General features: G+C 68.6%; 13 protein-coding genes. 11 read left to right on the top strand and 2 right to left on the bottom strand.

Features of this window, described 5'->3' with window-relative positions; all coding sequences use genetic code 11:
- Nucleotides 1–32: 32 nt before the first annotated feature.
- Nucleotides 33–755, bottom strand: a complete 723-nt coding sequence (locus U5771_RS31460; RefSeq protein WP_322027540.1) for a FadR/GntR family transcriptional regulator — start codon at nucleotides 753–755, stop codon at nucleotides 33–35.
- Between the two features lie 214 nt (nucleotides 756–969).
- Between U5771_RS31460 and U5771_RS31455 the strand changes: the two genes are divergently transcribed.
- The 3 genes from U5771_RS31455 (at nucleotide 970) to U5771_RS31445 (ending at nucleotide 3,939) form a co-directional block, all read left to right on the top strand.
- Complete coding sequence (locus tag U5771_RS31455; RefSeq protein WP_322027539.1) at nucleotides 970–2,289, top strand: C4-dicarboxylate transporter DctA; 1,320 nt, start codon at nucleotides 970–972, stop codon at nucleotides 2,287–2,289.
- 103 nt (nucleotides 2,290–2,392) lie between these two features.
- Complete coding sequence (gene alc, locus U5771_RS31450) at nucleotides 2,393–3,400, top strand: allantoicase (protein WP_322027538.1); 1,008 nt, start codon at nucleotides 2,393–2,395, stop codon at nucleotides 3,398–3,400.
- A gap of 14 nt (nucleotides 3,401–3,414) precedes the next feature.
- Nucleotides 3,415–3,939: an ureidoglycolate lyase gene (locus U5771_RS31445; protein ID WP_322027537.1), complete on the top strand. Its 525-nt coding sequence runs from the start codon at nucleotides 3,415–3,417 to the stop codon at nucleotides 3,937–3,939.
- Nucleotides 3,940–4,146: 207 nt separating this feature from the next.
- Here U5771_RS31445 and fur read toward each other — a convergent pair whose 3' ends face one another.
- On the bottom strand, nucleotides 4,147–4,575 hold the full coding sequence (gene fur / locus U5771_RS31440) for a ferric iron uptake transcriptional regulator (RefSeq protein ID WP_011350926.1): 429 nt from the start codon (nucleotides 4,573–4,575) through the stop codon (nucleotides 4,147–4,149).
- A 142-nt stretch (nucleotides 4,576–4,717) separates the two neighbouring features.
- On the opposite strand from fur, the gene U5771_RS31435 reads away from it, so the two are divergent.
- From U5771_RS31435 to U5771_RS31400, 8 genes are all read left to right on the top strand, one after another.
- Complete coding sequence (locus U5771_RS31435) at nucleotides 4,718–5,530, top strand: outer membrane protein assembly factor BamE (RefSeq protein WP_322027536.1); 813 nt, start codon at nucleotides 4,718–4,720, stop codon at nucleotides 5,528–5,530.
- Between the two features lie 65 nt (nucleotides 5,531–5,595).
- Complete coding sequence (gene dapB / locus U5771_RS31430; RefSeq protein WP_322027535.1) at nucleotides 5,596–6,393, top strand: 4-hydroxy-tetrahydrodipicolinate reductase; 798 nt, start codon at nucleotides 5,596–5,598, stop codon at nucleotides 6,391–6,393.
- A 19-nt stretch (nucleotides 6,394–6,412) separates the two neighbouring features.
- Nucleotides 6,413–7,081 carry a MotA/TolQ/ExbB proton channel family protein gene (locus U5771_RS31425; RefSeq protein ID WP_322027534.1) on the top strand — a complete coding sequence of 223 codons (669 nt, stop codon included), beginning with the start codon at nucleotides 6,413–6,415 and terminating at the stop codon, nucleotides 7,079–7,081.
- A gap of 22 nt (nucleotides 7,082–7,103) precedes the next feature.
- Entirely contained in the window at nucleotides 7,104–7,565 is a 462-nt protein-coding gene (locus U5771_RS31420) for a biopolymer transporter ExbD (protein ID WP_322027533.1), read from the top strand.
- A gap of 279 nt (nucleotides 7,566–7,844) precedes the next feature.
- Entirely contained in the window at nucleotides 7,845–10,439 is a 2,595-nt protein-coding gene (gene leuS / locus U5771_RS31415; RefSeq protein ID WP_322027532.1) for a leucine--tRNA ligase, read from the top strand.
- 38 nt (nucleotides 10,440–10,477) lie between these two features.
- Nucleotides 10,478–11,032, top strand: coding sequence for an LPS assembly lipoprotein LptE (lptE, locus tag U5771_RS31410; protein ID WP_322027531.1), 555 nt, complete (start codon nucleotides 10,478–10,480; stop codon nucleotides 11,030–11,032).
- Nucleotides 11,033–11,050: 18 nt separating this feature from the next.
- A complete protein-coding gene (holA, locus tag U5771_RS31405) occupies nucleotides 11,051–12,145 on the top strand; it encodes a DNA polymerase III subunit delta (protein ID WP_322027530.1) in 1,095 nt (364 codons plus the stop codon).
- Between the two features lie 138 nt (nucleotides 12,146–12,283).
- Nucleotides 12,284–13,555 (top strand): glutamate-5-semialdehyde dehydrogenase, encoded by a 1,272-nt coding sequence (locus U5771_RS31400; protein WP_322027529.1) that lies wholly within the window; start codon nucleotides 12,284–12,286, stop codon nucleotides 13,553–13,555.
- Nucleotides 13,556–13,562: the final 7 nt, after the last annotated feature.

The raw sequence follows: 13,562 nt of genomic DNA, 5'->3' as shown, positions 1-13,562 counted from the left end.
GCGTCGGCCACGACCGACGGCCGACGGCTGCGTCAGGTGCCCGGCGTCGGGAAGAAGATGCCCGCGCGCTGCGCGGCGTTCGCGATGTGCGTCTCGATCGCGGTGCCGGCCGCGGCCGCATCGCGGGCGATCAGCGCATCGACGATCGCGCGGTGCTCGTGCCACGTCGACAGCAGCAGCTCGCGCCGGTAGAACGGCATGCGCTGGCTTTCCTTCATGATGTCGGCGCTGCTGCGCAGCACCGACTCGATCGCCGCGTTGCCCGCGAGATGGATGATCCGCATGTGGAAGTCGAAGTCGAGCCGCGACGCTTCGTCGAGCGCGCTCTCGGTGAGCGCGACGTGCAGGTCGGCGAGGTTGTCCTCGAACCATGCGACGTCGTCGTCGGTGACGACGTGCGCGGCCATCCGCGCGGCGAACCCTTCGAGCGCATAGCGCATCTGGTACGTGTCGGGCGGCGACGACTGCTCGGCGAATTGCCACGGATGGGCGGCCGTCGCCTGCGCGCTTTCGACGTACACGCCCTTGCCGGCGCGGATGCGCAGCATCCCGAGCGCCTCGAGCGTGGAGAGCGCCTCGCGCAGCGACGCGCGGCTGATCTCCAGCTCCTCGGAGAGCTGGCGCTGGGCCGGCAGCAGGCTGCCGACCGGATACACGCCTGCCTCGATCCGGTCGCGGATCGTCGCGATGGCGGCGTCGGTCACGGTGTGCGGAACGTTTTTCATGATGTGAACGATGGCCGGTCTGACCGGCATTGTAATCCGCACGCGCGCGGTGCACGACCGGCCTACGGGAAAGCCACGATCCGCCCCCGTTTGGGGCGCCGCAAACGGAGGCGCGGGGGGGCGGGAAATCCCTATTTTGTCCGTCCTTGACTCGACTATATCGGCTTCCTACTATCCACCATAACATCACTGGTCTTACCAGTATGAACAGACGAAACTGCAACCGTTGGATCGGGAGAGCGCCGTGTCGAAATTCCTCAATTCGCTGTTTGGCCGGGTAGTCGTCGCATTGATCCTGGGGGTCGCGCTCGGCGCGTTCTTCCCGCATTTCGCCGAGTCGCTGCGACCGCTCGGCGACGGCTTCCTGAAGCTTATCAAGATGGTCATCGGCCCGATCGTGTTCTGCGTCGTGGTCAGCGGGATGGCCAATGCGGGCGACCTGAAGAAGGTCGGCCGGGTCGGCCTGAAGGCGGTCGTCTACTTCGAGGTGATGACGACGCTCGCGCTCGGCATCGGGCTCGTGCTCGCGTGGCTCACGCGCCCGGGCGTCGGGATGAACATCGACCTGCGCTCGCTCGACGCGGCCTCGCTCTCGTCGTACGCGAAGAACGCCGAAAGCCTGAAGGACACGGCCGGCTACCTGATGAAGATCATCCCGGAGACCGCGATCGACGCGTTCGCGAAGGGCGACATCCTGCAGATCCTCGTGTTCGCGGTGCTGTTCGGCTCCGCGCTGTCGCTGCTCGGCGACAAGGCGCAGCGCGTGAACAGCCTGATCGAGGAACTGTCGCACGTGTTCTTCCGCATCATCGGCTTCATCATCAAGCTCGCGCCGCTCGGCGTGCTCGGCGCGATCGCGTTCACGACCGGCAAGTACGGCGTCGCGTCGCTCAAGCAGCTCGGCTACCTCGTCGCGGTGTTCTACCTGAGCTGCTTCGTGTTCGTCACGGTCGTGCTCGGCGCGGTGATGCGTCTCGCGGGCTTCTCGGTGTTCAAGCTGATCCGCTACCTGCGCGAGGAACTGTCGATCGTGCTCGGCACGGCGTCGTCGGATGCGGTGCTGCCGCAGGTGATGAGCAAGCTCGAATACATGGGCATCAAGGATTCGACGGTCGGCCTCGTGATCCCGACCGGCTATTCGTTCAACCTCGACGGCTTCTCGATCTACCTGACGCTCGCCGTGCTGTTCATCGCGCAGGCCACCAACACGCCGCTGTCCACGCATGACCTGATCGTCGTGCTGCTCGTGTCGCTCGTCACGTCGAAGGGTGCGCACGGGATTCCGGGTTCGGCGATCGTGATCCTCGCGGCGACGCTGTCGGCGATTCCCGCGATTCCGGTGCTCGGCCTCGTGCTGATCCTGCCGGTCGACTGGTTCGTCGGCATCGCCCGCGCGCTGACCAACCTGATCGGCAACTGCGTCGCGACGGTGGTCGTCGCGGTGTGGGAGAACGACATCGACCGGGCCCGCGCGACGCGCGTGCTGAACCGCGAGTTGCGCTACGTGGCCGACGAGCAGGGCAGCGCCGCGCCGGTCGCCGGCGACCAGGCCCACGCGCTCTGAGCGCACCCGCGCGCGAAGCGGCTTCCCCGGCTGCTTCGCGTGAACGAATGTCCTGCGGCCGGCGCGACGATGCGCCGGTCCTTACCAAGATAGTGGAGACGACATGGCAGCCCCCATCCTCGATCCGAACGCGCCGGCCTTCACGCGGCGCTACATGAACCTCGCCGATCCGCGCCTGGGCGCGCAGGCGCTCTTCGCCAGCGATGAATTCTTCGCGCCGAAGGAGCGCATGCTGAATCCCGAGCCGGCCGTCTTCATTCCCGGCAAGTACGACGACCACGGCAAGTGGATGGACGGCTGGGAAACGCGCCGCAAGCGCACCACCGGCCACGACTTCTGCGTGGTCCGGCTCGCGCGGCCGGGCGTGATCTACGGCGTCGATCTCGATACGAGCCACTTCACCGGCAACTTCCCGCCGGCCGCGTCGATCGAGGCCTGCGCGGCGGACGGCGACACGCCGGCGGACGACGCCGAATGGCGCACGATCGTCCCCGCGACGACGCTGCAGGGCAATTCGCATCACTACGTGAGCGTCGACGATGCGCAGCCGGTCACGCACCTGCGCGTGAACCTGTATCCGGACGGCGGGCTCGCGCGGCTGCGCGTGTACGGCCAGCCGCAGCGCGACTGGCGCCGCGTGCCGGCGGGCGAACTCGTCGATCTCGCCGCGATCGAGAACGGCGGCTACCTGGTGGCCGCGAACAACCAGCACTTCGGTCCGGCCTCGCAGATGCTGATGCCGGGGCGCGGCGCGAACATGGGCGACGGCTGGGAAACGCGGCGCCGCCGCGAGCCCGGCAACGACTGGGCGATCGTCGCGCTGGCGCGGCCGGGCATCATCCGGCGCGTCGAGGTCGATACGGCGTTCTTCAAGGGCAACTTCCCCGACCGCTGTTCGCTGCAGGCGGCGCACGTTACCGGCGGCACCGACGATTCGCTCGTCACGCAGGCGATGTTCTGGGCCGAACTGCTCGGCGAGCAGAAGCTGCAGATGGATCACGTGCATACGTTCGACCAGCTCGCGGCGCTCGGCCCCGTCACGCACGTGCGCTTCAACATCTTCCCGGACGGCGGCGTGTCGCGCCTGCGTCTGTGGGGCGAGCCGGCTTGAAGGAGGGCATCGGCATGAGCGGACCACACATCCTGCGCGTCGAGCGCCTGACCCGCGACGCGTTCGTGCCGTTCGGCGACGTGATCGCACTCGAAGGCGCGCGGCACTTCCCGATCAACGGCGGCACGACCGAGCGCTTCCACGATCTCGCGACGATCGACGTCTGCGCGGACGGCGGCCGGCCGCTCGTCAGCGTGTTTCGCGCGCAGCCGCGCGCGCTGCCGGTCGCGATCACGCTGATGGAGCGCCATCCGCACGGCAGCCAGGCGTTCATCCCGCTGGCGGCGGTGTCGCGCTACGCGATCGTCGTCGCGCCGGCCGGCGAGTTCCGGCCCGACGCGATGCGCGCGTTCCTGGCCGAAGGCTGGCAGGGCGTGAACTACGCGAAGGGCGTCTGGCACCATCCGCTGCTTGCGCTCGACGCGGTCAGCGACTTCGTGATCGTCGACCGCGGCGGCCCGCAGCCGAACTGCGACGAGATTCCGCTCGACGACGCGTGGGCGCTCGAGTTCGAGCCGGCGTGCGCGAGCGCGGCCTGACGCGCGCCGAAGGCGGCGCCGGGCGCCGGGCGTACCAAGCGCCGGGCGGCGGCGGCACGGCTCGCCGCCGCACGACTGACTGACTGAAAACGTTCCCGAACCGGCCCGCACGCGACGTGCGGGCCGCTTTCATTCCTGTCCCGAAAACAACACGGCCCGGGCGGCGGGATGCCGGCCGGGCCGTCGCGCAGGCGCGCAGCGTGCGGATCAGTGCTTGCGGTGCGGGCAGTTCTCGGTCGTGCAGGAACCGTACATCGCGAGCGAGTGTTCCTGGAGCCGGAAGCCGCGTTCCTTCGCGATCGCTTGCTGGCGGCCTTCGATCTCGGCGTCGAAGAACTCCTCGACGCGACCGCAATCGAGGCAGACGAGGTGATCGTGGTGCGAACCTTCGTTCAGCTCGAACACGGCCTTGCCGGATTCGAAGTTGCTGCGCGTGAGCAGGCCGGCCTGCTCGAACTGCGTCAGCACGCGGTAAACGGTGGCGAGCCCGATGTCGAGCTGTTCGTTGAGCAGGTTGCGGTAGACGTCTTCGGCCGTCAGGTGACGTACCGGGCTTTGCTGGAAGATCTCGAGAATCTTGAGGCGCGGTAGGGTGGCCTTTAGCCCGATATTCTTGAGATCCGTCGGATTGGTCATGGCTAGGCATCCCTAGAGTACAATGCAGGGCTTCAATGTTACCGGCTTTTCGCCGTTCCAGAAACACGCGCGGCCCGCGACGCGGGCGAGCACGGTGACGGAAATGTTCCCGGAATCCCTTTCGCACTTTCAGAGGAGTCGCATGCGGAGTGCCATCATCGCTGCCGCCGCCGTTGCCGCGCTGGCTGGTTGTTCGTCGTACGACAGCGTGACGCAGCGCATCGCGCAGAGCATCACGCCCTATCGGATCACTGTCGTGCAGGGGAACTTCGTGTCGCAGGAGAAGGCCGCGCAGCTGCAGGCCGGGATGACGCGCGAGCAGGTCCGCGCGTTGCTCGGCACACCGCTGCTGTCGGACATGTTCCACGCCGACCGCTGGGATTACCTCTTTTACTTCAAGCGCGGCTCGACGTCCGTCGTCCAGCAGCGCGACCTCGTGCTGACGTTCTCGGGCGATCGCCTCGCGAGCTGGACGGGTGCCGAGAACCTGCCGTCCGAACTCGACCTGCTGGCCGATATCGACGGCGACCGCGGCGGCAAGAAGGCGAAGGCCGCGGCCGCGGCGAAGAAGGCGTCGGAAGCCGCCGCCGCTGCTGCTGCCGCAAGCGCCGCGCAGGCGACCGCTGCCGCGAGCCCGTCCGCCGAGCCGGTCTCCGGCGCGGCGGTCGACCAGGATGCGAACGCCCAGGCGGCGCGCGCGGCGAACCGTGCGACCAACCAGGTGTCGGGGCAGGGCACGGCCGGCCGCCGCTTCACGCCGTCCGCGCAGGCCTCGGCCGGCGCGCCGGTGCCGGGCGGCCAGCCGCCGGGCGCCGCGCCGGCGATCCAGCCGCAGTTCCAGTTCCATCGCCCGCCGCAGCCGAACGTGTCGAACGAGGCGTCGCCGCCGGTCGGCCCGCAGGGTTCGGACAACCTGCAGAACCAGCCGCTCACCGCGCCGGCCCAGTCGCAGTAAGCCGCCGGGCTGCGGAAACAGGGCGGCATGCGCCGCCCGCCTTTAGACCTGTCGTGTAGAAAGCCATGAAGATTGCGATTGCCGGTGCATCGGGCCGTATGGGCCGGATGCTGATCGAAGCCGTTCTCAACGATTCCGACGCGCAGCTCGTCGGCGCGCTCGACCGCGCCGATTCGCCGTTCCTCGGCCAGGACGCGGGCGCGTTCCTCGGCAAGGAAACCGGGATCAAGCTGACCGACGACCTCGATGCGGTGTTCGCACAGGCCGACTACCTGATCGACTTCACGCGGCCGGAAGGCACGATCGCGCACGTCGCGGCCGCGCTGCGCCACGACGTGAAGCTCGTGATCGGCACGACCGGCTTCACCGCCGAGCAGAAGGCCGAGCTGCAGGCCGCGGCGGCCAGGATCGGCATCGTGTTCGCGGCGAACATGAGCGTCGGCGTGAACGTCACGCTGAAGCTGCTCGAATTCGCGGCGCAGCATTTCTCGCACGGCTACGACATCGAGATCATCGAGGCGCACCACCGCCACAAGGTCGACGCGCCGTCGGGCACCGCGCTGATGATGGGCGAGGCCGTGGCCGGCGCGCTCGGGCGCTCGCTCGACGAATGCGCGGTGTACGGCCGCCAGGGCGTGACGGGCGAACGCGATCCGTCGACGATCGGCTTTGCGGCCGTGCGCGGCGGCGACATCGTCGGCGATCACACCGTGCTGTTCGCCGGCATCGGCGAACGGATCGAGATCACGCACAAGTCGTCGAGCCGCGTGTCGTACGCGCAGGGCGCGCTGCGTGCGGTCCGCTTCCTGTCGGCGCGCGGCGCCGGCCTGTTCGACATGCAGGACGTGCTCGGCCTGCGCTGACCCTCACGGGGAAACTCCGATGGCGATTCCCACCGGCGTTGTCCACTACCTCGAAAGCGGCGATGCGATCACGCACGCCGTCGCCTACGTGCTGCTGGCGATGTCCGTCGCCAGCTGGTGCTTCCTCCTCATGAAAGCCTGGCTGCTGGTCCGCGCGAAGCGGCAGGGGCCGCGCGCGCTCGCCGCGTTCTGGCGCGCGGCGTCGCTCGACGCGGGCATCGCCGCGCTCGCCGGCGCCGACCGTGAGCGCGTGTTCGTGCCGCTCGCCGAAGCCGCGCGCGATGCGGCCGACGCACACGATCCGGCCGCGCTGGCCGCGCGTGTCGAGCGCAGCGAACGCGTGCTGCGCGCGCTGCGTCACGCGATGCTGCGCTCGCAGCGGCGCCTCGAGTTCGGCCAGGTGCTGCTCGCGTCGATCGGCAGCACCGCGCCGTTCGTCGGGCTGCTCGGCACCGTCTGGGGCATCTACCACGCGCTCGGCAGCATCGCCGCGAGCGGGCAGGCGCAGATCGAGAACGTCGCGGGGCCGGTCGGCGAGGCGCTGATCATGACCGCGTTCGGGCTCGTCGTCGCGATTCCCGCGGTGCTCGCCTATAACATCCTCGGGCGGCTCGTGCGCCAGCTCGCCGAGGAACTCGACGGCTTCGCGCGCGACCTGCACGTATTCGTGTGCGCGCAGGGCGCCTGACGCGCGGCCGGGAGGAACGACCATGGCATTCGGCGGACTGGAGCATCACAAGACGTCCGCGCCGATGGCGGAGATCAACATGACGCCGCTGATCGACGTGATGCTCGTGCTGCTCGTCATCTTCATCATCACCGCGCCGCTGATGACGCACGCGATCCGGCTCGACCTGCCGAAGGTCGCGGCCAGCGTCGCGCGCGACACGCCGCAGTCGGTCACGCTGTCGATCGACGACGCCGGCAAGCTCTACTGGGACGACGCGCCCGTCGCGCTCGACGCGCTGCCGGCGCGCTTTCGCGCCGCCGCCGCGGGCGTCGCGCCGCCCGAGCTGCGGCTGCGCGCGTCGCGCGCGACCCGCTACGACGTGATCGCGCAGGTGATGGGTGCCGCGCAGGCCGCGGGCCTCACGCGGATCGGCTTCGTCACCGACATGCCGCCGGCGCGCGGCGGTTCCGCGGCGCCATCCGGCGCGCCCGCGCCGCGCTGAGCGGTGCGGGGCCGGGTTTGCGGGCGGGGCGGCGGCGGCAACCGGCGCTCGCCCGCGAGACCGGCCGTGAGGGCCGGCGCGGACGGTATAATCAACGTTTTTCCCGGTTGGCAGGTATTTTCCAGGTAACCCGGAAATTTCCAGGTTGCCTGGAAAATCTCCGGAAACCTTGAACAGGCCTGGACGCAGCGAGCCTGTCCCGCCGCCGGGCAAGCATTATTTCGATCCACTCCTGCGCGCGAGCCGTCGCGCCGCTTAAAGCCTAGTCCGAACCACACCATGCACGAGAGATACGTACCCGCCGACGTCGAAGCCGCCGCTCAGGGCGACTGGCGCGCAGCCGATGCCTACAAGACGCAGGAAGATTCGCAGAAGCCGAAGTTCTACTGCGTGTCGATGCTGCCGTACCCGTCCGGCAAGCTGCACATGGGTCACGTGCGCAACTACACGATCAACGACGTGATGTACCGCTATCTGCGGATGAACGGCTACAACACGCTGATGCCGATGGGCTGGGACGCGTTCGGGATGCCGGCCGAGAACGCCGCGATGGCGAACGGCGTGCCGCCCGCGAAGTGGACCTACGACAACATCGACTACATGAAGGGCCAGATGCAGTCGATGGGCCTCGCGATCGACTGGTCGCGCGAGATCGCGACGTGCAAGCCCGACTACTACAAGTGGAACCAGTGGCTGTTCCTGAAGATGCTCGAAAAGGGCATCGCGTACAAGAAGACGGGCACCGTGAACTGGGATCCGGTCGACCAGACCGTGCTCGCGAACGAGCAGGTGATCGACGGCCGCGGCTGGCGCTCGGGCGCGCTCGTCGAGAAGCGCGAGATCCCGATGTACTACCTGCGGATCACGCAGTACGCGGATGAGCTGCTGAACGACCTCGACGGCCTCGGCTGGCCCGAGCGCGTGAAGATCATGCAGCAGAACTGGATCGGCAAGAGCTTCGGCGTGAACTTCGGCTTCCCGTACGAACTCGACGGCGAGAAGGCGCTCCTGCGCGTGTTCACGACGCGTGCCGACACGATCATGGGCGTCACGTTCTGCGCGATCGCGGCCGAGCACCCGCTCGCCACGCGCCTCGCGCAGGGCAAGCCGGAGATGCTGGCGTTCATCGACGAATGCAAGCGCGGCGGCGTCGCCGAGGCCGACATGGCGACGATGGAGAAGAAGGGCGTCCCGACGGGCTTCTCGGTCACGCACCCGCTGACCGGCGAGCCGGTCGAGGTGTGGATCGGCAACTACGTGCTGATGAGCTATGGCGAAGGCGCGGTGATGGGCGTGCCGGGCCACGACGAGCGCGACTTCGCGTTCGCGAAGAAATACGACCTGCCGATCAAGCAGGTGATCGCCGCCGAAGGCCAGACGTACTCGCTCGACGCATGGCAGGAGTGGTACGGCGACAAGGAAGTCGCGACCTGCGTCAACAGCGGCAAGTACGACGGCCTTGCGTACGGCGCGGCGGTCGACGCGATCGCGGCCGACCTGAAGGCCGGCGGCTTCGGCGACAAGCAGGTCACGTGGCGCCTGCGCGACTGGGGCGTGTCGCGCCAGCGCTACTGGGGCACCCCGATCCCGATCATCCACTGCCCGTCGTGCGGCGACGTGCCGGTGCCGGAGCAGGACCTGCCGGTCGTGCTGCCGGAAGACCTCGTGCCGGACGGCTCGGGCAACCCGCTCGCGAAGTCGGAAGCGTTCGTGAACTGCACGTGCCCGACGTGCGGCGCGGCCGCGAAGCGCGAAACCGACACGATGGACACCTTCGTCGATTCGTCGTGGTACTTCTCGCGCTACACGGCGCCGGACGCCGAGACGATGGTCGACGCGCGCACCGATTACTGGATGCCGATGGATCAGTACATCGGCGGCATCGAGCACGCGATCCTGCACCTGCTGTATTCGCGCTTCTGGACCAAGGTGATGCGTGACCTCGGCCTCGTGAAGTTCGGCGAGCCGGCGAAGAACCTGCTCACGCAGGGCATGGTGCTGAACGAGACGTTCTACCGCGAGGACGCATCGGGCAAGAAGACCTGGTACAACCCGGCCGACGTGACGGTCACGCACGACGACAAGGGCCGCCCGGTCGGCGCGACGCTGAACGCAGACGGCCAGCCGGTCGTGCTCGGCGGCATCGAGAAGATGTCGAAGTCGAAGAACAACGGCGTCGATCCGCAGGTGCTGATCGACCAGTACGGCGCCGACACCGCGCGCCTCTTCACGATGTTCGCCGCGCCGCCCGAGCAGCAGCTCGAGTGGTCGGGCGCGGGCGTCGAAGGCGCGAGCCGCTTCCTGCGCCGCGTGTGGAGCTTCGGCGCGACGAACCGCGAAGCGCTCGCCGCGCGCGCGGGCTTCGACGCGGTCGCGCTCGGCGACGCCGAGAAGGCGCTGCGCCGCGAGATCTACAGCGTGCTGAAGCAGGCCGATTTCGACTACCAGCGCCTGCAGTACAACACGGTCGTGTCGGCCGCGATGAAGATGCTGAACGCGATCGACGGCGCGAAGGGCGCGATGCCCGGCGTGCTGCGCGAGACGTACGGCGTGCTGCTGCGCGTGCTGTACCCTGTCGTGCCGCACGTCACGTTCGAGCTGTGGAAGGCACTCGGCTACGCGGACGAATTCGGCCCGCTGCTCGACGCCCCGTGGCCGAAGGTCGACGAGGCCGCGCTCGAGCAGGCCGAGATCGAACTCGTGCTGCAAGTGAACGGCAAGGTGCGCGGCGCGCTGAAGGTCGCGAAGGACGCGAGCCGCGAAGCGATCGAAGCCGCGGCGGTGGCCGACGACGCGTTCGCGAAGTTCAGCGACGGCAAGCCGGCGAAGAAGATCGTCGTCGTGCCGGGCCGCCTCGTGAACATCGTCGTTTGACGGCCGTCGGCCGTCGGGCGCACACAGAAGGAGCGAAGGTGATCCGCAGATCGTTTTTGATGCTCGCCGTCGGCAGCGCGGTCGCGCTGTCGGCATGCGGTTTCCAGTTGCGCGGCCAGCAGGACTACGCGTTCAAGCAACTGCTGATCGCGGGCGCGCCGCCGGCCGTCGCGGCGCGGCTCACGCGCCTCGTCGAGGCGGGCAGCGACACGAAGGTCGTCAAGTCGGCGGACGACGCCGATGCCGTGCTGCGCATGTGGGAATCGCGCGGGCAGAACACGCTGACGCTCAACAAGTACGGTTCCGCGCAGGAATATGCGCTGTACTACTCGCTGAACTACACGTTGACGAGCAAGGATGGCACCGTGCTGATCCCGGTGAGCACGATCGCGCTGAATCGCGCGATGACGTACAGCGACCAGTACACGAACGCGAAGGCGCAGGAAGCCGACCTCCTGTACGCGGACATGCAGAACGACGCGGTCGACCAGTTGATGCGGCGTCTCGCGATCGTGCATTCGCTGACGCCCGCGCCGCAGGACGTGGTGCCGGGCGTTGCGCCGCGCGCACCGCTGCCGCCGCCGCCGCTCTGATCGCCGGCGCACGCACCGATGCAATTGCGACTTGATGCGCTGGAGCCACACCTCGCGAAGGGGATGGCCGGGCTCTACACCGTCTACGGCGACGAGCCGCTGCTCGCGCAGGAGGCGTGCGACCGCATTCGTGCGGCCGCGCGCGCGGCCGGCTTCACCGAACGTTCGGTGCATACGGTCGAGCGCGGCTTCGACTGGAGCGTGCTGCTCGGCGCGACCCAGGCGATGTCGCTGTTCGGCGAGCGCCAGCTGATCGAGCTGCGCATTCCGTCGGGCAAGCCCGGCAAGGAAGGCGCCGACGCGCTGAAGACGCTCGCGGCAACCCCCAACCCCGACGCGCTGATGCTCGTCACGTTGCCGCGCCTCGACGCGGCAACGCAGAAATCCGCGTGGTTTACCGCGCTGCAGAACGGCGGCGTCGCGCTGAAGATCGATCCGGTCGATCGCGCGCAGCTGCCGAACTGGATCGGCCAGCGCCTGTCGATGCAGGGCCAGCGCGTCGTGCCCGGCGACGACGGCCGGCGCGCGCTGCAGTTCATCGCGGAGCGCGTCGAGGGCAACCTGCTCGCCGCGCACCAGGAAATCCAGAAGCTCGGGCTGCTCTATCCGCAGGGCGTGCTGGCGTTCGAGCAGGTGCACGACGCGGTGCTGAACGTCGCGCGCTACGACGTGTTCAAGCTGAACGAGGCGATGCTCGCGGGCGACGCCGCGCGGCTCGCGCGGATGATCGACGGGCTGAAGGGCGAGGGCGAGGCGATCGTGCTCGTGATGTGGGCCGTCGTCGAGGAACTGCGCACGCTGCTGCGGATCAAGCGCGGCGCGACGGCCGGCAAGCCGCTGGCCACGCTGCTGCGCGAGAACCGCGTGTGGGGGCCGCGCGAGCGGCTGATCGGCCCCGCGCTGAACCGCGTGTCGGAAGCCGTGCTCGAGAAAGCGCTGGCGTTCGCCGCGAAGCTCGACCGGCAGGTGAAGGGGCTGTCGGCCGTCACGCCGGGCCGCCGCACGCAGGACGATCCGCCGCCCGATCCGTGGGACGGCCTGTTCCAGCTCGCGATGACGGTGGCGGGCGCCCGCGGCGAACGACCGCCGACCGCGGGTCGCGTGCGGCGTTAAGCCCCGTCGGGGCCTTCAGCGCACGCATCGCAACCCGCTTACAATATTTCGATGGCCGGCACGGCCCGCTTGCGGCCGCGCTCCACGCTTCCCCACGAATTCACGCCGCGCCAAGCGGCTCGCTTCTCGAGTCACACGATGGATATCGACCAGTACATGACGGACCTGGGCCGCCGTGCCCGGCACGCTTCCCGCGCGATGGCGCGCGCCAGCACGGCCGCGAAGAACGCGGCGCTCGACGCCGTGGCACGCGCGATCGAACGCGACGCGCAGACGCTGAAGGACGCGAACGCGCGCGACGTCGCCCGTGCCCGCGAAAAGGGGCTCGATGCGGCGTTCATCGACCGCCTGACGCTGTCGGACAAGGCACTGAATACGATGGTCGAAGGCCTGCGCCAGGTCGCGTCGCTGGCCGATCCGATCGGCGAGATCAGTCAGCTCAAGTACCGCCCGAGCGGGATCCAGGTCGGCCAGATGCGCGTGCCGCTCGGCGTGATCGGCATCATCTACGAGTCGCGCCCGAACGTGACGATCGACGCGGCCGCGCTGTGCCTGAAGTCGGGCAATGCGACGATCCTGCGCGGCGGCTCCGAGGCGCTCGAATCGAACGCGGCGCTCGCGAAGCTGATCGGCGAAGGGCTCGAGGCGGCCGGCCTGCCGCAGGACGCGGTGCAGGTCGTCGCGACCGCCGATCGCGCGGCGGTCGGCAAGCTGATCACGATGACCGACTACGTCGACGTGATCGTGCCGCGCGGCGGCAAGAGCTTGATCGAGCGCCTGATCAACGAGGCGCGCGTGCCGATGATCAAGCACCTCGACGGCATCTGCCACGTGTATGTCGACGATCGCGCCGATCTCGCGAAAGCGCTGACGGTGTGCGACAACGCGAAGACGCACCGCTACGGCACCTGCAACACGATGGAAACGCTGCTCGTGTCGACCGGCATCGCGGCCGCGCTGCTGCCGCCGCTCGGCAAGCTGTATCGCGACAAGCAGGTCGAGCTGCGCGTCGATGCGGCCGCGCGCACGGTGCTCGCCGAGGCGGGCGTTGGTCCGCTCGTCGACGCGACCGACGAAGACTGGCACACCGAATATCTCGCGCCGGTGCTCGCGATCAAGGTCGTCGACGGCCTCGACGCCGCGATCGAGCACATCAACCATTACGGCTCGCACCACACCGATGCGATCGTCACCGAGGATCACGACCGCGCGATGCGCTTCCTGCGCGAAGTCGACTCGGCGAGCGTGATGGTCAACGCGTCGACGCGTTTCGCGGACGGCTTCGAATTCGGCCTCGGCGCCGAAATCGGCATCTCGAACGACAAATTGCACGCACGCGGCCCCGTCGGCCTGGAAGGGCTCACGTCGCTGAAGTACGTCGTGCTCGGGCACGGCGAAGGCCGCCAGTAAAGCGAGG

The sequence above is a fragment of the Burkholderia sp. BCC1977 genome, assembly GCF_905339595.1.
In the GTDB taxonomy this organism is placed as follows: Bacteria; Pseudomonadota; Gammaproteobacteria; order Burkholderiales; family Burkholderiaceae; genus Burkholderia.
Note: the sequence above shows the minus strand (reverse complement) of the source record. Positions and strands in the feature narration are given on the sequence as shown.